At 63.7% G+C, this 22,489-nt stretch carries 18 protein-coding genes; 2 read left to right on the top strand and 16 right to left on the bottom strand.

Translation table 11 applies throughout. The features are described 5' to 3' along the window. Nucleotides 1–110 precede the first annotated feature (110 nt). The 6 genes from hldE to AC19YR_RS14235 form a co-directional block, all read right to left on the bottom strand. Nucleotides 111–1,532, bottom strand: coding sequence for a bifunctional D-glycero-beta-D-manno-heptose-7-phosphate kinase/D-glycero-beta-D-manno-heptose 1-phosphate adenylyltransferase HldE (gene hldE, locus AC19YR_RS14210; protein WP_500598928.1), 1,422 nt, complete (start codon nucleotides 1,530–1,532; stop codon nucleotides 111–113). A 74-nt stretch (nucleotides 1,533–1,606) separates the two neighbouring features. Next, nucleotides 1,607–3,028: a PIG-L deacetylase family protein gene (locus tag AC19YR_RS14215; RefSeq protein ID WP_500598929.1), complete on the bottom strand. Its 1,422-nt coding sequence runs from the start codon at nucleotides 3,026–3,028 to the stop codon at nucleotides 1,607–1,609. Nucleotides 3,029–3,044: 16 nt separating this feature from the next. Beyond that, nucleotides 3,045–3,941 (bottom strand): GNAT family N-acetyltransferase, encoded by an 897-nt coding sequence (locus AC19YR_RS14220; RefSeq protein WP_500598948.1) that lies wholly within the window; start codon nucleotides 3,939–3,941, stop codon nucleotides 3,045–3,047. After that, entirely contained in the window at nucleotides 3,941–5,731 is a 1,791-nt protein-coding gene (gene msbA / locus AC19YR_RS14225; protein ID WP_500598931.1) for a lipid A export permease/ATP-binding protein MsbA, read from the bottom strand. The genes AC19YR_RS14220 and msbA overlap by 1 nt, the downstream gene beginning before the upstream one ends. 71 nt (nucleotides 5,732–5,802) lie before the next feature. After that, entirely contained in the window at nucleotides 5,803–6,984 is a 1,182-nt protein-coding gene (locus AC19YR_RS14230; RefSeq protein ID WP_095109316.1) for an O-antigen ligase family protein, read from the bottom strand. A gap of 5 nt (nucleotides 6,985–6,989) precedes the next feature. After that, complete coding sequence (locus AC19YR_RS14235; RefSeq protein ID WP_095109315.1) at nucleotides 6,990–8,102, bottom strand: capsular polysaccharide export protein, LipB/KpsS family; 1,113 nt, start codon at nucleotides 8,100–8,102, stop codon at nucleotides 6,990–6,992. 294 nt (nucleotides 8,103–8,396) lie between these two features. Between AC19YR_RS14235 and AC19YR_RS14240 the strand changes: the two genes are divergently transcribed. Continuing rightward, complete coding sequence (locus tag AC19YR_RS14240; protein ID WP_095109314.1) at nucleotides 8,397–9,029, top strand: BUD32 family EKC/KEOPS complex subunit; 633 nt, start codon at nucleotides 8,397–8,399, stop codon at nucleotides 9,027–9,029. A 4-nt stretch (nucleotides 9,030–9,033) separates the two neighbouring features. Here the strand turns inward: AC19YR_RS14240 and AC19YR_RS14245 are convergent, their stop codons facing one another. From AC19YR_RS14245 to AC19YR_RS14255, 3 genes are read right to left on the bottom strand one after another with little or no spacing between them, the layout of a single operon-like run. Next, nucleotides 9,034–10,290 carry a capsule biosynthesis protein gene (locus AC19YR_RS14245; RefSeq protein WP_095109313.1) on the bottom strand — a complete coding sequence of 419 codons (1,257 nt, stop codon included), beginning with the start codon at nucleotides 10,288–10,290 and terminating at the stop codon, nucleotides 9,034–9,036. Nucleotides 10,291–10,298: 8 nt separating this feature from the next. Next, the gene (locus tag AC19YR_RS14250; RefSeq protein ID WP_095109312.1) at nucleotides 10,299–11,204 is read right to left on the bottom strand and encodes a glycosyltransferase family 2 protein; all 906 of its coding nucleotides are present in this window, start codon (nucleotides 11,202–11,204) and stop codon (nucleotides 10,299–10,301) included. After that, nucleotides 11,197–12,951, bottom strand: a complete 1,755-nt coding sequence (locus AC19YR_RS14255; RefSeq protein ID WP_095109311.1) for a carbamoyltransferase family protein — start codon at nucleotides 12,949–12,951, stop codon at nucleotides 11,197–11,199. The genes AC19YR_RS14250 and AC19YR_RS14255 overlap by 8 nt, the downstream gene beginning before the upstream one ends. 398 nt (nucleotides 12,952–13,349) lie before the next feature. Between AC19YR_RS14255 and AC19YR_RS14260 the strand changes: the two genes are divergently transcribed. Further along, complete coding sequence (locus AC19YR_RS14260; RefSeq protein ID WP_500598934.1) at nucleotides 13,350–15,476, top strand: TonB-dependent receptor family protein; 2,127 nt, start codon at nucleotides 13,350–13,352, stop codon at nucleotides 15,474–15,476. A 36-nt stretch (nucleotides 15,477–15,512) separates the two neighbouring features. On the opposite strand, the gene AC19YR_RS14265 is transcribed toward AC19YR_RS14260, so the two are convergent. From AC19YR_RS14265 to waaF, 7 genes are read right to left on the bottom strand one after another with little or no spacing between them, the layout of a single operon-like run. After that, on the bottom strand, nucleotides 15,513–16,946 hold the full coding sequence (locus AC19YR_RS14265; protein WP_500598935.1) for a lipopolysaccharide kinase InaA family protein: 1,434 nt from the start codon (nucleotides 16,944–16,946) through the stop codon (nucleotides 15,513–15,515). Next, the gene (locus AC19YR_RS14270; protein ID WP_500598936.1) at nucleotides 16,946–17,701 is read right to left on the bottom strand and encodes a lipopolysaccharide kinase InaA family protein; all 756 of its coding nucleotides are present in this window, start codon (nucleotides 17,699–17,701) and stop codon (nucleotides 16,946–16,948) included. The genes AC19YR_RS14265 and AC19YR_RS14270 overlap by 1 nt, the downstream gene beginning before the upstream one ends. Further along, the gene (locus AC19YR_RS14275) at nucleotides 17,698–18,432 is read right to left on the bottom strand and encodes a lipopolysaccharide kinase InaA family protein (RefSeq protein WP_500598937.1); all 735 of its coding nucleotides are present in this window, start codon (nucleotides 18,430–18,432) and stop codon (nucleotides 17,698–17,700) included. Before AC19YR_RS14275 ends, AC19YR_RS14270 begins: the two co-directional genes overlap by 4 nt. Then, a complete protein-coding gene (gene rfaP, locus AC19YR_RS14280) occupies nucleotides 18,432–19,238 on the bottom strand; it encodes a lipopolysaccharide core heptose(I) kinase RfaP (protein WP_095109306.1) in 807 nt (268 codons plus the stop codon). Before rfaP ends, AC19YR_RS14275 begins: the two co-directional genes overlap by 1 nt. Further along, on the bottom strand, nucleotides 19,235–20,359 hold the full coding sequence (locus AC19YR_RS14285; RefSeq protein ID WP_500598938.1) for a glycosyltransferase family 4 protein: 1,125 nt from the start codon (nucleotides 20,357–20,359) through the stop codon (nucleotides 19,235–19,237). The genes rfaP and AC19YR_RS14285 overlap by 4 nt, the downstream gene beginning before the upstream one ends. Then, entirely contained in the window at nucleotides 20,359–21,420 is a 1,062-nt protein-coding gene (waaC, locus tag AC19YR_RS14290; RefSeq protein ID WP_095109304.1) for a lipopolysaccharide heptosyltransferase I, read from the bottom strand. The genes AC19YR_RS14285 and waaC overlap by 1 nt, the downstream gene beginning before the upstream one ends. 1 nt (nucleotide 21,421) lies before the next feature. Then, complete coding sequence (gene waaF / locus AC19YR_RS14295; RefSeq protein WP_095109303.1) at nucleotides 21,422–22,456, bottom strand: lipopolysaccharide heptosyltransferase II; 1,035 nt, start codon at nucleotides 22,454–22,456, stop codon at nucleotides 21,422–21,424. Nucleotides 22,457–22,489: the final 33 nt, after the last annotated feature.

Raw genomic sequence — 22,489 nt, forward strand, 5'->3', positions numbered from 1 at the left:
GTCTTAGGTAGCAAGCGGGCTTGCGTAGCGACCCTAAATCTGTGGCCGCTACAACACCGAATCAGGAGCGCTGCGCACTCCAGCGCGGGCACGCTCGCTTGCTACAACCATCAGCGGCTGCGGATTTTGTCGACGATGGCGGTGGTGGAACTGTTTTCCACCAGGCCCAACACCTTCACTTTGCCGCCATAGGCGCTGACGATGTCGGCGCCGACCACTTGGTCGATCCCGTAATCGCCGCCCTTGACCAGCACGTCCGGCTTGACCTGGGCCAGCAGGTTTTCCGGAGTGCCTTCAGGGAAACTGATAACCCAATCCACTGCACCGAGCCCGGCGAGCACAGCCATGCGCCGATCGACGCTGTTGATCGGCCGGCCCGGGCCTTTGAGGCGGGTGACCGACGCGTCGTCATTGACGGCGACGATCAGTCGGTCGCCCTGGGCACGGGCCTGCTCCAAGTAGGTCACGTGGCCGGCGTGGAGGATGTCGAAGCAGCCGTTGGTGAACACGATCGACTCGTTGTGGGCGCGGGCGTCGTCGATGGCCAACAGCAATTGGTCAAGGCTCAACACCCCACGCTCGGAGCCTTCTTCGCGCTGGATGGCGCGACGCAGTTCCGGGGCGCTGATGGCCGCCGTGCCGAGCTTGCCGACCACGATGCCCGCCGCCAGGTTGGCCAGGGCCACGGCGTGGGGCAAGTCTTCACCGGCAGCAATAGCGGCGGCCAGGGTGGAAATCACCGTGTCGCCGGCACCGGTCACGTCGAACACTTCACGGGCGCGGGCCGGCAGGTGCAGCGGCGGATGTTCGGGGCGCAGCAAGGTCATGCCGTGCTCGCCACGGGTCACCAGCAACGCGCCCAGTTCCAGCTCACGCATCAACGTAGCGCCTTTGCTCACCAACTCATGCTCATCGGCGCAACCACCCACGATGGTCTCGAACTCGCTGAGGTTGGGGGTAATCAGGCTGGCGCCACGGTAAATCGAGAAATCCTTGCCCTTGGGGTCGGCCAGCACCGGAATCCCCCTGGCACGAGCAGCCTGGATCAATGCCTGATGGTTTTTCAGGGCGCCTTTGCCGTAATCCGACAGCACCAGCACCTTGATGCCTTCGAGCAACGCGTCGACTTCGCCGGCCAGGGCCAGGGCGTCGGTGGCGAAAGGTTCTTCAAAATCAATGCGCAGCAGTTGCTGGTGACGGCTCATGACCCGCAGCTTGACGATGGTCGGCTGGTGGGCGATGCGCTGGAACAAGGCGCGCACACCCGCGCCTTCAAGGCTGTTGGCCAGGCTATCGGCGGCTTCGTCGTCACCGGTGACACCCACCAGCGAGGCCGGGGCGCCGAGGGCAGCGATGTTCAATGCAACGTTGGCGGCACCGCCGGGGCGGTCCTCGATTTGCTCAACCTTGACGACGGGTACGGGCGCCTCAGGGGAGATCCGTGAGGTGCCGCCATGCCAGTAACGGTCAAGCATGACATCGCCGACCACCAGGACAGGGGCCTGTTCAAAACGTGGCATGGATAACTTCATGGAGACTCCAGGGGCGATAAAAGCGTCGCGGATAATAACATAGCGAAAGTGTGCGGCCGCACCTGAGCCAAGGCTCAGCGGCGGTCATCCGGTGGCAGGGGGCCGAGTGGGCGCACCCAGAAAAGTTCGTGGCGGCGCACCGCTTTGCGGAAGAACTCGTCCTCGCCGGTACGCGGCCAGCGGCGCCCGGCCAGCAGGCGCTGGATCACGCGGCGCACGCGGCGCTTGAACGGTGGCCGGCCCTGCAGGTCGTGCTGCATGCCCAGGGCCATGGCCTTGTCCATCTGCTGCGCGGCGCTCAGGGTCGGGCTCCACAGGCCATCGGCCGGCAGCGCTTCGATGGTCGGCGGCAGGGCGATGCCGTAGCCCGCCGGGCCCATGGGCCAGCGGTCGTTGTCGTGCAGGTGATTGGCGTAAAGCAACAGAGTGCGTGGGCGCCAGGTGCTCTGCTCGATGGCTTGCATCAAGGCGCGAGTGCTGGCCACGTGATCGCTGTGGGGGTCGAGCTCAGGGTGGGGCGTGAGTACCGCCTCGGGGCGATGCTGTTCCAGCAATTGGGCCAGGTCGGCCACCAGGTTGCGCCAGGTAGGCTGGCCATCGACATCGCCGGGCAGGCGCATGGCGTTGTGCTGGCGCACGGTGCGGATATCGCTTTGCCCCGACTCACGAGAACCGAACGCCTGCTCGGGCTGTTGCGCCATGGCCGGCAATTGCAGGCAGTAATAGCCCAGTTGCACGCAGTTGTGTTGCGCCACACCGCCCCACAACGGCACCGCGAGGCTGTCCCAACTGCGCAGGCGCCCCTTGAGCCGCGCCGCCTCGGCGGCGTCCAGGCCCATGTCGCGAAAGCGTTCGGCTTCGATCTCGCCCTGGGTCAGGGTGACGATGGCCACCTCGGCGGCCCGGCTGTAAAGGCCGAATGCCGCCAGTTCGGCATCGTCCGCATGGGGGGCGATGACCAGCAGGCGTTGCTGGGCGAAATCCGGGTTGCTCAAGGCATGGAGGGTGGCCTGCGGGGCCAGGCGACAAAAGCGCCCGCGCAGGCGCAAGGTACCGGCCGCCAAGGCCTGCTCCTGCCCAGAGAGGTTGAGGAAGCGCACCCCCGCCACGCCACGCTCCAGGTCCTGGCGGTCGTCGCCGATCCACACCTGCGGGTCGAGCAGGCGCCCCAGCCAGTGGCTCTTGACCCACACCTGCAGGACCAGGGTTTGCGCCGTGGCGAAGTTGCCCTCCACGCGCAGGACGCCGTTGGCCAGGGCCACGGGAAACTGCGGCGTGCCGGGCGGGAAGTCGTAGCGGTAATCATCACCCGGGGCGTAGAACAGGTGGTCGGCGAACCAGGCTTCATGGGCGATCCAGCCCAGCAGCAGGAACAGCGGCAACGGCCACCAGGCTACCAGCAGCCCGAATGCCAGCGTCGCCAGCAACGCGCCCAGCAGCAGCAGGCGTTTGCGTTGGCGATGGCGCTTGAGCAACTGTTGCTTGCGTCCACTCATGGCTGCATAACCTCGCTCACACCTGGTAGACCGGCACCCGGTGGCACCAGCGGTCCTTGTATTCCCGGTCGGCGCGGCCGAACGAGTAGCGCAGCGGCTTGCCCAACGCCCGCGCCTCTTCCCAGGCAGCCTGGGTGTTGACGAAGCTGAGCACGCTGCCAGGGCTGAACTCGCGGTTCTGCGGGTCGACCCCACCGTTGATGTACTCCAGGCTGACCCACTTGGGCGCCTCGACGCGGTAGAGGATTTGCACCGCCACCGGTTCATCGTTGAGGTAGATGAGCGAGCCGGTCATGAACTCGCGCATCAGGCTGAAGACTTCAGTGAGCCGGGCTTTACCCGGCGCCTCGAAACCCCACCGACGTTGAAACAGATCGGCGTAGATCGCCGCCTGTTCGCTGGCGTTCAATTCAAGCATGGGGCGGATGCTGCCACCGGCATCTTCCAACAGTCGCTGTTCGCGGCGCTGGTTGTAGCGGAATTTCTTGCTGTAATCCTCGGGCTGGCGAGCCAGCGCCAGGCCTTCGGCTTGCTCGCGTAGGCCGGTGAGGTTGGCGGCGTTGAGTTCGGAAACGTAGCGCATGCGGTGACGTACGCGAGCGCGGGCGTCATCGGCGGCCGGAAGGATGATCTCGGCGTTGCCCAGGTCGAACAAGCCGCGCTTGCCCTGGTGCTTGAGCACGTCCTTGGACAACGCGACATGGCGGCCCCAGGTCGGCATCGCGGCGCACAACTCGCCCTCGACGAACCACCCCAGGTAGCGCACGGCAATGCCCGCCAGCCCGGACAGCCGCTCAACCACTTGCGGGTGAGTCGCCACGCTGCCACCAAACGCCTGCCAGGCCTGGGCATAGGCCGAGGCATCGATGGGCGTCCAACCGTTTTCCCGCCAACCACGCCAGTAACTCAGGATCAAGCCAGGGACTCCGTCATCGCTTCGTCGGTGCCTTCGACGAAGTCTTTTTCGTGCAGGCGAGCATAGAAGCCGTTGAGCGCCAGCAACTCGGCATGGGTGCCGCGCTCGACGATGCGGCCCTGGTCCATCAACAGAATCAGGTCGGCTTTTTCGATGGTCGAGAGGCGGTGGGCAATGACCAGGGTGGTGCGGTTTTTCATCACCTGATCGAGGGCGGCCTGGATATGGCGCTCGGACTCGGTGTCGAGGGCCGAGGTGGCCTCGTCGAGAATCAGCAACGGCGCATTCTTGAGCAGAGCCCGGGCAATCGCCAGGCGCTGGCGCTGGCCGCCGGACAGCAGCACGCCGTTCTCGCCTACCAGGGTGTCGTAGCCCTGGGGCATCTGCTCGATGAACTCAGCGGCGTAGGCATCTTCGGCCGCCTTGCGCACATCGTCCATCGGCGCGCCGGCGAGGTCGCCATAGGCGATGTTGTTGGCCACGCTGTCATTGAACAGGGTCACCTGCTGCGTCACCAGGGCGATATGGCGGCGCAGGTTGGTCAGTTTGTATTCCTCGACATCCACCCCGTCGAGCAGGATGTGGCCCTTGTCGTGGTGGTAGAAGCGCGGGATCAGGTTGGCCAGCGTGGACTTGCCGCTGCCCGAGCGGCCGACCAGGGCCACCATCTGGCCTTCTTCGGCGGTGAAGGAGATGTCGTTGAGCACGACCTTGTCGGTGCCCGGGTATTGGAAGCTCAGGTTGCGCACCTCGAGGCGGCCGCTGACCCGTTGCATTTCCTTGGTGCCGGTATCGACTTCCGGCGTTTCATCGAGCTGCTCGAAGATGCTCTCGGCACCCGCCAGGCCCTTCTGGATCGTGGCGCTGACTTCGGACAACTGGCGGATCGGTTTGGGCAGCAGGCCGGCGGCAGTGATGTAGGCAATCAGTTCGCCCGCCGAAGCGTCGCCGCGCATGTACAGCACCAGGTACATCAACACGGCCATGCCGATGTAGATCACCAGTTGCAGTACGGGGGTGTAGATCGACTGGGTGCGGGTCATGCCCAGGCTGCGGTTCATGTTGTCGGCGCTGGCCTTGTGGAAGCGCTCGATTTCATAGGTTTCGCCACCAAAGCTGCGCACCACGCGGTAGCCCTGGATAGTTTCTGAGGCAACGTGGGTGACATCCCCCATGGCCACCTGGATTTTCTTGCTTTGCTTGCGGAATTTCTTGCTCGCGCTGCTTACCAGCACGGCGATGATCGGCAGGATCGCGAGCAGGACGAGGGTCATTTTCCAGTTGCTGTACAGCAGGTAGCCGAACAGGAACACCACCGTCAGGCCTTCGCGGATCACCACTTTGATGGCGTCGGTCGCGGCGCCGGTGACCATGGTCACGTTGTAGGTGATGCGCGAAATCAGGTGCCCGGAGTTGTGGTTGTCGAAATAGCGGTTGGGCAGGGTCAGCAGGTTGTCGAACAGCGCGCAGCGCAAGTCGTGGACCACGCCACGGGCAACCTTGGCCAGGTAGTAGTTGCCCAGGAACGAGCCGACGCCTTGGTATATCGCAATCAGCACGATCAACAGCGGCACCCCCAGCACCAGTGAGACACCGAGAAACTTGGTGTCGTTGGGTTTTTGCAGGGCATCGAGGAAGTGCTTGAGCATGTCCGCCAGCATCGGCTGGCTGGAGGCGAAGAGCACGAAACCAACAATACTGATGGCAAAAGCGCCCCAGTACGGGAGCACGTATTTCAGCAACCGCAGGTAGATCTTCATACTCGATTGCTGGTCGGAATTGGCCATTCGGCACGCCTCGTACATTTGAAAAGACAGACAAGCTGCGGATTGTAACAGCGAACCCCTACCAACATTGACTAAGGCGGGGAAGCCACTGCATTAGCGTCGGTTTCACAACGCACCCGCGCCGCCAGCACCATGCTCAAGCCAATCGGCAACCAGGTAATCAACCAGTCTGCGTTGGGCTTGAGCCAAAGCCCGATGCCATCGGTCATCAGCGACGCCCCGGCAAACACCCACAGCGCCAGCAATGCCCGGCCCAGCGGCTGTGCCCGACAAGTCCAGCCGCGCCAACCCGCCGCCAACCACAGCCAGCCGAACAGCAGCAGGCCGATCACGCCTTCGCGCACGCCGGTGTCCAGGAACAGGTTGTGGGGGTGCTTGAACGCTCGGTCCAGTTGTTCGACAGGGATCCAATACTCATGAAACCCCAGCCCCATCGCCCAGTGGTCGAGCAGCAACTGCATGCCCCCGCCCCACAACTGCGGGCGGTACGACAACCCGCGCTGCAACAGGATGTGCGGCTGGAGCAAGGCAATGACCGCCAACCCCAGTACCGCCAGAGCCACCAGCCCTGTGCCCAGGCGCGAGGGCCGCGCCACGCTCATCACCAGCAAACAGGTCGCCAGGGCGATCCACACCCCACGGGTCTGGCTAAAGCCCAGGAACGCCACATAGCCGAACGCCGGAATCAACAATAGCAGCATGACCCAAGGCGAACAGCGCCGGGCCTGGACGACGCACAGCCCGAGAATCGCCAAGGCGCCCACGGCGTGGGCCGCCATGATCGCGGTATCCCATAGACCGACAGCCACCAGCCGTCCCTTGATCGGTTGTTCCGCCAACAGATAGAAGGACGTCAGCGAAACCAACGCGAACACACCACCCAGGATAGAGGAATAGAACAACACCGCTTCTACGCGCCACTTCGGACTCTGCGCGGCCAGCACGATGCCCAGCAACGTCAGGGCCACATACAACGTCACCTTGGCCTTGCCGATCACATCCTCGCCCCCCTTGAACGCCAGCACCACGAGGGTCCAAACCATGAACGCAGCAAAGAGCCACCATTCCGGCTGCTTGAGCATCCGCCGTACATCGCGATGCAACAGCGCCAATACAGCCGGCAGCCATAGTAAAAGGGTCAGCAGTTGGTGATAGAGCTTGTTGCTCGGCAAGACCCATGCCCCGCACAGCATCACGATCAAGCCCAGGGATGCCCACACCGCCAGCACATCCTTTGCAAACAGTTTTTTCATGCTTTTCAGCAACCTGTCTTACCCAGCATCCGATTGGCCACTTGCCGCAAATGAGCTGCATCCGCCTCTTTCCAGGCGCCCTTGATGCAGTAGTGTTCAGTCAAGTAGTGCAAGAAATTGCGCCGCAGCGACTCATCCAATGGCCACTGTGGATAGGCCCGCACCAACGCCAGCAGTTGATCGACGCTGTCAGCGTGCATCACCAAGCCTTCGATAGTGAAGAACGCCTGACCCAGCGTCAGCACCGGCTTACCCAATAGCAGGCTTTCCAGGCCAACGGTCGAGTTCAGGGTAATGACGAACTGGCTGGCCTCGATCAACTGCTGGGTGGGGTTGCCATTGGCGAACAACAGCCGCTCATGGGTACGCGCATGCAGGTCGGGGTAAACCTCGCGGCTGGAAGGATGCTCCTTGAACACCACGGTTGCACCCGTCTGCTCGACCAGGCGTTCGCCCAGGGCGAACAGCTCGCGCATATTGCGCACCCAGGGCGAAAACAAACGCACCTGGCTGTCGCGGTCGTCCTGAAACGGAATAAAGATGAACTGTTGCGGCAACTCGATCGGCGCCGGGCCCTCGGTACGGGGCTTGCGTGGAATCAGCACGGCTGGGGCGCTGTCCTGCGCCACGGGATAGGGGTAGTTGCGGTAAAACTCGGCCTCCCGTGGCACGGAGTTGAGGTAATTGACTCCGTGCTCATCCAGGGTCGTGGTGCTGGGCAGCAGGCCATTCTCGAAAAAGAAGGTTTTGCAGCCTTCGGGAGCCAGCGCCGCGAGCAGCCGACAATAGCGGTGGGAACCGTTCCAGAACACCAGCGCCTGGGGGCGTTCGCGGTCCAGCAGGGCCTGGGCACGCAAGGCCACCCACAGTAGTTCCAGGCGCAACAGGGCCCGGTACAGGCGCCCCGCGGTCTTGTCTTTGACCCGCCGTTCTTCGCACTTTTCCTCGACCAGGCTCGCCCAGTCGATGCGCGGCAGCACGCTGAAGAGCCGCGACAACCGAGGCCAGGGCATCTGGGCAGGCATGACGATTTTGCCTTCCAGCTCGGTCTCGTTAAGCAAACGATTGAAATACAGACCCTGGTGTTTGGCCAAGGAAATGAACAGCATTGTCGTCATAGGGTGTCCAAAAAAGACCGCATCTATCTCGCCAATACGACACAAGCGCGTACAACAGGTTCGTCGACAACAATTCCCTGTTGCTCGCTGATTTGTGCAGAAAGGGTAGAAGCTAGAAATGCTCAGCGGGAGAAAACCAGCGGTGCCTGGAGCGCACAAGAACCGTGGGATCCACGCAATACGAGCCAATTTGCCTGAAAAAGGGCGGCGATTGTAGCACAGCGGTTTTGGCCGCATGCCCACTGCGCTACCATAGCCGGCTGCCCATTCTGTCAGGCCAAGCCCGGAGCCTTGATGCAAACGCTCGACCACAGTCTCTACCTCAACCTGCGCGAGGGCGCCGACGTTCTCGAAGCCGATGGTAAAGGGGATAAAGTCCTGCGCCTGGCCGATGGTTCGATGCTCAAGCTATTCCGCCGTAAACGCCTGCTCACCTCGGCCCTATGGGCGCCTTACGCACAGCGTTTCGCCGACAATTGCCAGGCGTTGCGCGAGCGCGCCATCGAGTGCCCCCGCGTGCGCCAGGTCTACCGCATTCCCAGCGTCGAGCGAGACGCCGTGCACTACGACCCGCTCCCTGGCCAGACCCTACGCCAGTTGCTCGCCGCCCCGGGCCACGAAGGCCTGCGCGGGCAATTGGGCACCTTCATCGCGCGCCTGCATGAAGCGGGCGTCTACTTTCGCTCCGCGCACCTGGGCAACGTGGTCCTGACCCCGCAAAACACCCTGGGCTTGATCGACATCGCCGACCTGCGCACCTACCGCAAGCCGCTGCGCAAAAGCCTGCGCCTGCGCAACTTCAAGCACATGCTGCGCTACCGCCAGGACCGTGCGTGGCTGCTCCAAGACAACCAGTTTCTGGAGCATTACCTGGCTCATCAGCGTGTGTGCAACGAAAGGGAATTGAGCCTGGCGCTCAACGCCTGAGGCGTCAGCCTACGGCGGCCAGGGTAATCGTCTCGAAGACCCTGGCCGGGTCTTCGCCGCGCGCCAGGAGGTCCACCAGTTGCACGGTTTTAGCCAGCCCCTGCGAACCGTACACCAAGTGGAAATCGGCAAAGGCCCGGGCCTGGGCGACATGCCCCGGATAATCGAGCTCCAGCGCCTGCAAGCGGCGGGAAAACACCTCGCCATCGCGCACCTGAGCGCCGAAAAACTGCTCGTGGGAAAAGATATCCGCGTCATCCCCGGCATTCACATAGATCACCGGCCGCCCAGCCAAGCCCGCCTCCAACCCGGCGTTGGACATGATATTGACCACCACACTGGACTGCGCCAACGCATCGGCCAAGGTACAGGCCGGCGCCAACAACTCGACATTGCCCAGGCTCGCCGCCGCCTCACTCCAGAACTGCGCCTTGCTGCGCGGGTGGCGCTTGAACAGCACGCGATAATGCCCGTGTGCCGCGGCCCAGTCGCGCAGTAAGGCGTAGGTGCGTTGGTAACCGGGCTCTTTCTCCCGGTCCGGACCGACACCGAGGATCAGCAGCGTCTTGAGCGCGGGATCAGCCACTGGCAAATCGTAGGTTTCATCAGCCAGGTAGGAACCCACCAACACCACGGTGGACTCACCAAAGCGCAAGCCGCGTGCCTGCAACGCCATCAGCGAACTGCGGCCAAACACACCGTAATAGTCGAAATCGTTCATCGCCAGGCGCCGCGAAGGCTCTAGGGTCGCCGAGTGCGCCAATTGCAGCAGCGTGGCCCCACGCGCCGCCAGCGCCAAACGCAGGAAAGGCGCGTGCAGGCTGCCGTTGCGCTCGTTGACAAGGACTTTGGGCTGATACTGGCTGACCAGCCATTGGGCGTGGGCCGCGTAGGCCAGATAGCGCAACGGCACCGGTTCGGGCGGTGCCAACAGCATGCGCTTGGCGCAGGACTCCGGCGCCGAGCGCAGCGCCGCCTCGGCCAATTGCAGGCCCCGATGGCGCACCGCGTCGATCAGAATGTTCTTGCGCTGCAACGCCATGGACTTGGGCGCCGAGTGCAGCAACAGCACCTCGCAAGGCGTCGGTTCCAGCACGCGGCTCAAGCACAGCCTGGCACGGACGCCAACTGCCACATCCACCAGAAAGTCGCGCAGCAAACGCAGGGCACTGGCGCAGCGACCATGGCGCTCGCGCAGCAGTTTCCAGCGATAACGATCCAGCTCACGGGCCTTTTGTGCCCAACTTCCCTGTATAGGCATCAACACACTCACGCGAAAAGCAATCGGATGGCCTTGCGGGTATAGGACCAGCGCATCAGCGAACGCCAGTCCGTGCGCACGGCCAGGGCATAGAACTTCCTGGCATTGGCGTAATCACCCGCGCTGTAGCAATCGCGGAACAACGACAGGCAGCGCTGGGCCAGGAACGCCTGGCGCAAGTCCTGCAAATCAGCGGGCATGCGCGCCGGGGAAAACACTTCCTCCACCATGCCCACACCGGCCGCCAGGCTCTGCTTGAGGTCGTGGCGCATGCTGCCCGGGTGCTTGTAGATCAGTGCCAATGGCTGGTCGAGCACACTGCACGGGAACCGCGCCAGCACCTGGGCGAACACCGGCAGGTCTTCGGCGTTACGCAAATGCTCGGGATAATTACCAGGCGCGAACACCTCGCGGTGCATGGCGCAGGCGCCATTGGACAGCGACACGGTCTTGTCCAGCAAGTACCCACGCACCCGTTCGCGCGCCGTGACGGGCAAAGGCTTAACGTGATGCAGCGTACGGGAGCCGTCCTCGAACACCGACCAATGGCCGCCGATAATCAACCGCGTCTGGGGAGCGGCCGCAATATGCTGCGTCACTGCCTTCAGCGCCCCCGGCGCCATCTCGTCATCGGCGTCAAGAAAGATCAGGTACTGTCCCTTCCCCTTCAGGATGCCCAGGTTACGCACAGAAGCCAGGCCGCCATTGACCTTGCGTATCACGCGAAAAAGCCCCGGGTGCTCATCCTGCAAGTGCTCCAGCACCTGAGGAGTTTCGTCCGTGGAGCCATCATCGATGACCAAAAGCTCTGCGTTCGCCTGCCCTAGCTGCGCCAACACCGAGTTCACCGCACGAGGCAAGGTCTTGGCGTAGTTGTAGGCCGGGATAACAACGCTAATCAGTAACTCAGTCAACGGTGTAGTCGTCCGCGCCATCCTTGACCACCAAAATGTCTTCCATGATGAGGTACTGCAGATCCGAGCCGAAGAACATATTCAGCGCATCGGTGGGCGAGCAGATCATCGGCTCGCCACGGCGGTTGAGCGAGGTGTTCAACGACACGCCATTGCCGGTCAGCACCTCCAGCGCTTTCATCATGTCGTAGTAACGCGGGTTGTAATCGCGCTTGAGCACCTGGGCGCGGGATGTACCGTCTTCGTGGACCACCTCCGGCACGCGGGTTTTCCACTCCTCGGCCACTTCGAAAGTGAAGGTCATGAACGGCGCCGGGTGATCGACCTTAATCATCTGCGGCGCGACGGTGTCGAGCATGGACGGGCAGAAAGGCCTCCAGCGCTCGCGGAACTTGATCTGGTGGTTGATTCGGTCCGCCACGCCGGTGGCGCTTGGGCAACCGATGATCGAGCGCCCACCGAGGGCACGTGGGCCGAACTCCATGCGGCCCTGGAACCAGGCCACCGGATTGCCATCCACCATGATCTTGGCGATTTTTTCCGGCATGTTGTCGAGCTTGCGCCACGTTGGCGCACTCGGGTGACGGGCGCAGGCCGCGATCACGTCTTCGTTGCTGTAGGAAGGGCCGAGGTAGACGTGCTCCATCTTCTCCACCGGCACGCCACGGGCATGGGACACATAGGCTGCGGCACCTACCGCAGTGCCGGCGTCACCGGATGCAGGCTGCACGAACAGTTCCTTGATGTCATCGCGCGCGATGATTTTCTGGTTCAGCTTGACGTTCAACGCACAGCCGCCGGCGAAAGCGAGCTTGCCGGTTTCCTTGAGCACGTCACCCAGGTAGTAGTCGATCATCTGCAACGCCAGTTTCTCGAACAGCGCTTGCATGCTCGCGGCGTAGTGGATGTACGGCTCGTCGGCGATATCGCCTTCGCGCTTGGGGCCCAGCCACTCGATCAGCTTGGGCGAGAAGTAAAAGCCCTTGCCGTTCTCTTTGTAGCGACGCAGGCCAATGACGTTGGCGTAGTCGGTGTTAATCACCAACTCGCCATTCTCGAACGAGGCCAAACGCGAGAAATCGTACTTGCTGGCATCGCCGTAGGGCGCCATGCCCATGACCTTGAACTCGCCGTCGAGCATCTCGAAACCGAGGAACTCGGTGATCGCGCCGTAGAGGCCGCCCAGGGAATCCGGGTCGAAGAATTCCTTGATCTTGTGGATCTTGCCGTTTTCGCCGTAGCCGAAGAACGTGGTGGCGTACTCGCCCTTGCCGTCGATCCCCAGGATCGCGGTTTTCTCTTTGAAACCGGAGCAGTGGTAGGCGCTGGAGGCGTGGGCCAGGTGATGCTCGACCGGCTCGATCTTGATCTTCTTCGGGTCGAAGCCCAGTTGCTCCAGGCACCAGACGATTTTGTTGCGATAACGCTTGTAGCGCCGGTTGCCCATCAGGATCGCGTCAAGGGCGCGGTCCGGGGCGTACCAATAGCGCTTGGCATAGTGCCAGCGGGCCTTGCCGAACAGGCTGATGGGTGCGAACGGAATCGCCACCACATCGACGTCGCCGGGCTTGATGCCGGCCTGTTCCAGGCAGAATTTCGCCGATTCGTAGGGCATGCGGTTCTTTGCATGTTTGTCGCGTACGAAGCGCTCCTCTTCGGCCGCGGCGATCAGCTTGCCGTCGATATACAGGGCTGCGGAAGGATCATGGCTAAGGGCGCCGGACAGGCCAAGAATCGTCAATGCCACAGGGGTCTAGCCTCTAGTAAGTCTGCATGCGGGCGGCGGGCGCCCGAGATGAATGTGCCCTCGCACAGCGGCGACAGGCAGTAAAAGGGCGGGATTATAGCCTAATAAGGCCAGGGTCTGTAGACACGCCTTTGACGCAGGCCAAGCCCTGTGGCAGCCAGCCCAGGCGCGCAACATCGAGCCTACCGGTTCGCTACTCGCCAGCTACCCTGCTCACAGGGGCGCGACGCGCCGGGACTTTTTCCCGCGCCACCGCCACCAAAGGACAGTATGGCGAGGCCGTCAATAACGATAGGGTGCTAAATAAATCCGCCCGCCACGCTCATCAATCGTTACACTCGCGCCCCTTTTTTTGCCGCCACCCTGCGTGCGGCCCACTACGGACCTTTACCACCCCAATGAAAACAGTTGCCCGCGCCCCTTTCGTCCTCCTCACGCTGTGGGGCTTTATCGGCACCAGCCATGCCCAAAGCCCCGCCCTGGAGCTCGACCCCAGCGTGGTCAGCGGCTCGCGCAGTATCAGCTCCAGCTTTGACCTGCCCTACTCCGTGGACGCCATCAGCCGCGAGCAGATCAGCGACGGCCAACTGGGCATCAACGCCTCCGAAGCACTGTCACGCGTGCCGGGGTTGGTGGTGCAGAACCGCCAGAACTATGCACAGGACTTGCAGATTTCCTCCCGCGGCTTTGGCGCCCGCTCGGCCTTCGGCGTGCGCGGCATCAAGCTGATCGCCGACGGCATCCCCGCCAGCACCCCGGACGGCCAGGGCCAGGCTGCCACGTTCAACCTCGACACCGCCGAGCGCATCGAAGTGCTGCGCGGCCCGGCCGCCAGCCTGTACGGCAGCAACGCCGGCGGAGTGATCCAGATGTTCTCCCGCGAGGGCGAAGGCCCGCCGCGCATCGGCGCCGAAACCCTGTTCGGCAGCGATGGCCTGAACCGCAACCACCTCAGCGCCGAAGGCGCGGTGGAGGGCGCAGGCTTTGTCCTCGATGCCTCCAGCCTGGACACCGACGGCTACCGCGACCACAGCAGCGCACGCCGCGACCAGACCTTCGCCAAGCTCAACTTCAAGCCCGACGATGACAGCAAGATGGCGCTGATCTACAGCAGCCTGGAACAGAACGGCACCCAGGACCCGCTGGGCCAGACCTGGGCGGGGTACAAGGCCGACCCGCGCTCGGTGACGCCGAACGCCCTGAACTACAACACCCGCAAAAGCATCGACCACCAGCAACTGGGCATGAACTACGAACGCTATATCGGCGACGCGACCTTGCAGGTCAACGCCTACACCGGGCAGCGCAGCGTGATTCAGTACCTGTCGATTCCCAAGACGATTAAAAACGACAAGGGCGAGACCATCCCCAATCCCGCCAACGAACGCGGCGGTGGCGGCGTGGTGCAGTTCGACCGCACCTTCTACGGCGCCGGCGTGCGCTGGCTGCAACCGGTTGATGGCGTGGCCGGCGAGCTGACGCTGATCGGCGGCCTGGACTTCGACCAGAGCCAGGACGACCGCCACGGCTACCAGAATTACAAAGGCAGCCAGTTGGGGGTCAAGGGCGAGGAGCGTCGCGACGAAGTGGACACCGCCCGCAGCCTCGACCCCTATATCCAGGCCAACTGGGCCTTGGGCCGCTGGACCCTGCAAGCCGGCCTGCGCCACAGCACCATGGAAATGGACGTTGACGACAAGTTCCTCAGCAACGGCGACGCCAGCGGCAACAAGCGCTACCAGAAAACCACACCGTCCATGAGCGCCCTGTACGCCTTCACCGAGAACCTGCACGGCTACGTCAGCGCCGGCAAAGGCTTCGAGACCCCGACCCAGGCCGAACTGGCCTACGCCCCCGGCGGCGACGAAGGCTTCAACTTCGGCCTCAAGCCCTCGCAAAGTACCCAGTACGAAATCGGCCTCAAAGCCAAGGTCGGCCAGGACACGCGAATCAACGCCGCGGTGTTCCAGATCACCACCGAGGATGAGTTGGTGGTGGCTGGCTCCGACGCTGGCCGCACCAGCTATCAAAACGCCGGCCGCACCCTGCGCCGCGGCTTCGAGCTGGGCCTGGAAAGCCAACTCAGCGAGCACTGGAGCACCAGCCTGGCCTACACCCGCTTGCAGGCCACCTATGACAGCGACTTTGTCAGCGGCAACGCCAAAACCCCGGTCGACAAAGGCAACTACCTGCCCGGCGTGCCCCAAACCACCCTCTTCGCCGAGCTGAACTGGAAACCCCGGGACTGGGTCAGCACCGCCGTCGAAGGCCTGTACCGCAGCAAGGTCTACGTCGAAGACACCAACCAGCAGCGCGCGGCCCCGGCCTACAGCGTGTTCAACTGGCGCGCCCGCTTCGAGCAGAAGGCCCAGCACTGGACCTTCCACCAGACCCTACGCCTGGACAACCTGCTGGACCGCCAGTACGTGGGCTCGGTGATCGTCGGCGACGGCAACCACCGCTACTACGAAGCCGCGCCGGGGCGCTCGTGGTATGCGGGGGCGGGGGCTGAGTACAACTTTTGACGTGACGCGGGAACAGGCTTGTGCCGGAACCAGGGCTTATCGAGGTAAGCGCTGGTCGATCACCCGGTACAGGCCGCTGTCCGGCGCCCAGTTACGCATGAACCGCGCGCGGTCGCGGGCGTAGGCCGGGGCGAAGCTGCTGGCGGATGAGTGCTGGCACATCGAATCCAAGTCGATCAGCGCCCAGCGGTCCTCGTGCCAGAACAGGTTGTGGCCCTTGAAATCGCCGTGGCTGATGCGCTCGCGGATCAATTCGGCGAACAGTTGATCCAAGGCCTGCAACTCGCGCTCGGGCGCGGCACCGCTGGCCACGTAGGGGGCAAAGCGCTCGAGAATGTCCGGGCCCGGCAGGTACTCGGTCACCAGGTAAGCGCTACGGCGTAGCCACAGAAAGCGTTTTTCCAGCAAGGCCAGTGGCTTGGGCGTGGCGATCCCCAGGAACACCAGGCGATTGCCTTCACGCCAGGAGTGCCAGGCGCGGCTCGGGCGCCAGAAGCGCTTGAGCCAGTGGGCAAAGCCCTTGATGTTGTAGCGCTTGATAAGCAGGGTGCGCCCCGCCACGTCCACCCGGCCCACGCTGGCCGCGCCGCCGGTTTTATACAGGTGGCCCTGGTCGAGCAAGGCGTCGGCCTGCTCCAGCACCGGCAACATGGCCGCTTCTTCTTCGCGGCGGATGGCGCGCAACATAAACGCACCACGCTGCACGGCGAACAGGGTACATTCGCGGCCAACCTTTTTCAGCCAATCGCGCAGGCGCCAGGCCCGCACGCGATCGACCTGCTTTTGCAGGGCTTCGAGGGGCAAGGCGTGCTCGCCGTTGCTGAGCAGGTAATGCACCAGCAGCTCTTCGGTGAAGGGCTCCAGGGCCTTGGGCAACTGGGCGAAAAACACCCCGAGGTTTTCCAGCACCTTGTCCCGCGACAGGGGTTTACCGGCCTGTTCGGCGCAGATCCCCGCACCGTCGATCAAATACAGCTCACCGCCGTGGCGCAGCAGGTTATCCAGGTGCAGGTCTTCCTGCCACAGGCCTTTGGCGTGCAACTGGCCGATGGCGGCCAGGGCTTCGCCCAGCACCGCGACTTGCTCGTCGGCCAGCACCGGCAGGGCTTGCACCGCATGCCAGGCCTCGCCCAGGCTCTGCGCGCCTTCCAGGTACTCGAACAACAGCCAGCCGCCCGCGCCTTCCTGCAAGCCATCGGCCAACAGCAGCGGCGTTGTCAGGCCCTGTTCGGCGAGCAAACGCACGCCGGCCAGTTCACGCTGAAAATGCCGCGCAGCCTTGCTGCCCACCAGCAACTTGGCCAGCACCGCCCGCCCGCGCCAGACCCCGGCCCCCACATAACGCTGGCCCGGCAATACCCGCAACAGACTGAGCAACTGCAAATCAGCAGGCCCCGCGGCGTCGGCCAGGGTCAGGCTGATGGGTAGCGCGGGCGTGCGACCGGCATTTTTGAGTTCGGACAAACCCATCAACGGGCCTCCTTATGGCTACTGCGTGCGCCCAGGCGTACGAGCCAGGCGTCCACCAGGGTGCTATCGGTGGGCTGGTCCAGGTAGGCCGCCAGCAATATGCGTACATCCGCCGCATTCCATACTCGCGCCGTGCGGCGCAGCAAGGGTTCCAGGTCCTTGACCCGGTCGCGCACGCCAAACAGCAGGGGCCGGGTTTTCTCCAGGTCGATCAACTGGGCCTGGTAACCGTCGCCACTGGCCTGCAAAAAGATGTGCTTGGGGTAGAAGCAGCCGTGGATCTGGCGCAAGCCGTGCAGTTGGCGGGCCAGCACGCCACAGGCCTGCAAAATTGCCCGGTGCTGTACAGCGCTCAGCTCGGCCCAGCGCTGCAACAGCGAATCGAGGTCGTCCCAGCCGTCCAGGGCCCGGGTCAGCAGCAGCGCACGGGTTTCGCCGGGCACTTTGCGCTCGCCGAAAAACGCCGCCTCCAACGCGGGGATGCCCAGGCGCTGGTAACGGCTGATATTGCGAAACTCCCGGGCGAAGCTCGGCTCGCCAAACGGGCGATGCAAGGTGCGGGTCAGGTAGTTGCTCTGGCGCTTGAGGTAGAAGCCCCGCCCTTCCAGGTCCAGGCGATACACGCTGCTCCAGCCGCCACGGCTACTGTTGGGCTCGTCCACCGCCTCAAGCTCTTTGGCCCAGAGCGCGTCGAAAGTGCCCAGGCCATGACGTTCCAGCAAGGCGCGATCCTGCGCCGACATAAAGTCCATCATTCGCGCCCCTCGAAAAATCTCACCACGTGCCGCACCCGCTGCTTATCCGCCGCATTGAGGCGCGGGCGTTGGGTGTATTGCAGGTAAAAGCGCAGGCGCTGGGTGGCCGAAAGATGATATTTGGCCACTTTGTCCAGGCATGCCAAGTCCTTGGTAATACGGTATTTGAGCCAGAAGCCGCGCCAGAAATCACCGTTGGGGCAGTCGATCAGATAGAGGCGATCCTCTTTATCGATCAACAGGTTGCGCCACTTCAGGTCGTTGTGAGTAAAGCAATGCTCGTGCATCGCCCGAGTGTAGAGCGCCAGTTGCCGGCTCAGGCCATCGACCCAGGCCCGGTCCTTGAGGCGCGGGTCCTGGCGCTTGGCCAGGGCCGACAGGTCTTCGGTGTGCGGCAGCTCGCGGGTAATCATCGCCCCGCGGTCATAGGCCAGGCCTTTGCGTTCCAGGCCCCAGGCAATGACGTCGGCGGTGGGGATGCCCCACTTGGCGAAGCGCTTGAGGTTCTGCCATTCGGCCTTGACCCGCGGCTTGCCCAGGTAACGGCGCAGGCCCTTGCCGGCGCCCCTGTAGCGCTTGACGTAGTAGTGAATGCCGCCACGTTCGACGCGGATCACTTCCGACAAGGGGTCGTGGGTCAGGCGTTCGCCCTTGAGGGCAAATACGGCGTCCAGGCTGCCGAAGTCCTGGTCCAGGTGACGGTAGGCCGGCTCCAGGTTCCAACCCGCCATCAGAGCGCATCTCCGTAACGCTGCTTGCGCTCGTAGAGTTTCTTGGCCCGGCCCTCCAGGCGCGACAGCAAGGGCGCTTCGTCGCGCAGGATCTGGCGCAACGGCAGCAGGAAATAGCCCTTGAGAAAGCGCAGCTTGTCACGCGGGGTCAGGCCGATGTCCAGCGCCGAGAAGTACAGCGCGGCCAGGTCCTTGTTGCGCCAGCGCTTGGTAATGGCCGGGCGGGTCTGGGCGCGGTGCAGGTCGATGACCGACAGTTTGAGGTCGTCGGCGCGCACCGGTTTGTCGGTGTGCAGCAGGAAGTGGCAGATGTAGCAGTCGCGGTGGTTGACCCCGGCGCGGTGCATCATGCCGGTCATGCGCGCCACTTCGTCGATCAGCGCACGCTTGAGGCGCGGCGCCGGCGGGTGGGCGCGCCAGTCGAGGCTGAAGTCTTCGAGGCTGATGGTCGGCGCCAGTTCTTCGGTCACGATGAACGAATGCTGGTCCGCCGGGTTGCTGCCCCGCTCGCCATAGGCCACGGCGGTCATGGTCGGTACGCCGGCCTGATGCAAGCGTTCCAGCGCCCGCCATTCCTGGCCGGCACCGAGTACCGGCAGCTTGGCGGTGAGCAGGTTTTTGAAGATTTCGCCCCAACCGATGCCGCGGTGGATTTTCACGAAATAGCCGCGCCCTTCGACCTCGGTGCGCAGGGTGCGGCGGGCCTCCAGTTCGCGGTAAACCTGGCCGCTCAAGGCTTCGACTTCGGTGAACGCATCGCGCCCGGCCCAAAGGCGCTTGAACGGTTCGGCGAGAATCAGTTTCATTGCGCTTGCTCCGCCAAAATCACATCTGCCGCGTGCTGCGGCATGCTGTAGAGGTCGGCCGTGTCGGCGAAGGCCAGGCCGTTGAGGCTCCAGGCCTTACGGGCCGCATCGTCGGCCAACATGGTGGCCAGGTACTGCGCCAATTGGGCTTGGTCGAAGGGTTCGTCCAGCACCAAGCCCGCGTCCGCCTCGCGGATGTAGTGGGCATAACCGCACACCGCGCTGACCAACACCGGCAACCCCGCCACCACGGCTTCGAGCAGCACGGTGCCGGTGTTTTCGTTGTACGCCGGGTGGATCAACAGGTCGGCGCCCAGCAAGAAGCGCGGGATGTCGCTGCGCCCCTTGAGGAACTGCACCTGGTCGCCCAAGCCCAATGTGGCACTTTGCAATTGGAATACCTTGGGGTCGTCCTGGCCGATTACAAACAGCCGCGTGCGTTTTTTCAGTTCCGCCGGCAGCGCCGCCAGGGCCTTGAGGCTGCGGTCCACGCCCTTGGTCTTGAACCCGGAGCCGATCTGCACCAGCAGCAGGTCGCTGTCGCCCAAGTTGAACTCACGGCGGAACTGCGCACGGATTTCGTCGGCATTGGCCGGTGCGCGGCGGTCCTGGGCGATGCCCGGGGGCAGCAGGTGGAAGCGCTCCAGCGGCGTGTCGTAGTGCTTGATGAACAACGGCTGTTGCACCTCGGAGATCATCAGCACCTGGGTTTTCGCATCTTTGCCGAACACCGCCCGCTCGTACTCGGCAAAGTGCCGGTAGCGGCCCCAGCGGCGGTACAGCGGGTTGCGCAGGGTTTGCGCCTTGTCTTCAAAACAGCCGTCGGCGGCGTAGTAGACGTCCAGGCCGGGCATTTTGTTGAAGCCGATCAAGCGGTCCACCGGGCGGCGGGCCAGGTCGGCCTGCATCCATTCGGTGAGTTTTTCGTTGCGCCTGTGATTGAAGAACGCCTTGACCGGCGCCACCAGCACCTCGAAACCGGGCGGGATATCGCCTTCCCAGATCAGAGTGTAGACGCGGATCTGGTGCCCGCGCTGCTGGCACTCCAGGGCGATGCGCATGAAGTCGCGCTGCAAACCGCCAAACGGGAAGTATTTATAAAGGACGAAAGCCAGTTGCATCAGCGCAATTCCTCAGCCAGTAACAACGTGCTTAAACGGCTAGCAACACGCTCGGGATTGACGCGAGTGAAGCACAGCGGCCACTCGCGCTTGAGATCGAACCGCTGCTGGTCCCGCGCAGTCGGTTGATAAGTGCATTTTTTTTGCAGGCACGGCGCGCAGGGAAAATCGCTGGCCAGGTGCACCTGGCTCTTGCCGTAGGCGCCAGTCAGGCCGACGTTGGTGGGGCCGAACAGGGAGATGGTCGGCACGTCCAGCGCCGCGGCCAAGTGGCCTAACCCGGTATCCACCGCCACGCACGCCTGGGCGGCGGCCAACACTTTGGCCACACCGGCCAGGTTCAATTTGGGCAGCACCTGGGCATGGGGAAAACCGCTGGCGATGCGCTCGGCCCGGGCCTTTTCCGCCGGGTTACCCCACGGCAGCTTCACTTCCAAGCCATGGTGGCCCACGCGTTCGGCCAACTCGCGCCAATAGGCTTCGGGCCAGTGCTTGGTGTCCCAGGTGGTGCCGTGCAAGAACAGCACGAACGGCTGGCGACGCGGCAGCTCCACCAGTTTCTCGATGCTCAAACCGTAGTCGCCCAAGCCCTTGGGCAAGTCGTAGCCCAGGGCCACGGCGAACAACTGGCGCAGGCGTTCAACCGCATGCTGCCCACGGGCCACCGCCAAGCGCCGGGAATAGAAGCGCGCCGCCAACGGCTCGCGGGCCGACTGGCGATCGAAACCGGCCACCGGGGCGCGAACATAGCGGGTCAGCCAGGCACTTTTGAGCAGGCCCTGGGCGTCGATCACTAGGTCGTATTTGTTGGCGCGCACGCTTTGCTTGAAGCGCCGCCATTCGCCACTTTTGAAGGTTTGCCAGAGGTTCTGCCGCCAGCGGCGGATCGCCACGGGCAACACCTTGCCCACGGCCGGGTGCCAAGTGGGGATCTCGGCGAAGCCTTCTTCCACCACCCAATCGAAGGTGATGCCGGGGATGGCACGGGCGGCGTCCGTCAGGGCGGGCAAGGTGTGGATGACGTCGCCCAGGGACGAGGTCTTGATGAGCAATACCCGCAACTTAACGGACCTCGACCGGGGCGCTGTGCAAGCGCTGCAAGGCGTCCACCACCGGTTGCGGCATCAATTGGCGCAGGCAGTTGTAATGGCCGAAACGGCAGGTGCGGTCAAAACAGGGGCTGCAATCGAGGCCCAGGCGTACGATTTCCACCTGGTCGGCCAGCGGCGGGGTGAACCCCGGCGAGGTCGAACCGTACACCGCCACCAATGGGCGGTTCAGCGCGGCCGCCACGTGCATCAGCCCGGAATCGTTGGACACCACCGCGTCCGCGCAGGACAGCAGGTCGATGGCTTCGGCCAGCGAGGTGCCGCCACTGAGGTTCATCGCCTCCTCGCGCAGCCCCGGGATCAGGCGGTTGCGGATGTCTTCGCCGACGCTGTGGTCGTTTTTCGAGCCAAATAGCCAGACCTGCCAGCCTTCGCGGATTTTCAGCTCCGCGACCTTGGCGTAGTGCTCCGACGGCCAGCGCTTGGACTCGCCGAACTCAGCGCCCGGGCACAGGGCCAGCACCGGGCGATCCAGGCTCAGGCCGAACTTGGCCAGGGCTGCATCGCGGGTCAGCGGGTCGATTTGCAGGGCCGGGCGCGGGTAAGGCGTAGGCAACTCGGCGCCCGGCGCGTAGGCCAGGGCCATGAAGCGCTCGATCATCAGCGGGTAGCGTTCTTTGTCGAGGCGGCGCACGTCGTTGAGTAGGCCGTAGCGGAACTCGCCACGCCAACCGGTGCGCTGGGGGATGCCGGCGAAGAACGGCACCAACGCCGATTTCAGCGAATTGGGCAGCAGGATCGCCTGGTCGTATTGGCCCGCCAGGGTTTTGCCGATGCGCCGACGCGTCGCCAGCTCCAGGGCGCCGTGGCCGAGGGGGAAACTCAGGGCCTGGCGAACTTCGGGCATGCGTTCCAGGATCGGCCGGCTCCACTCGGGGGCCAGCACGTCGATTTCGCACTGCGGGTGACGTTGCTTGAGGCACTGGAACAGTGTCTGCGCCATCACCATGTCACCGACCCAACTGGGTCCAACGATCAGGATATTCATGTAGTTCCCACAAACGATACGGGGAGGCTTACG

The sequence above is a fragment of the Pseudomonas sp. MF08817 genome (genome assembly GCF_059862705.1).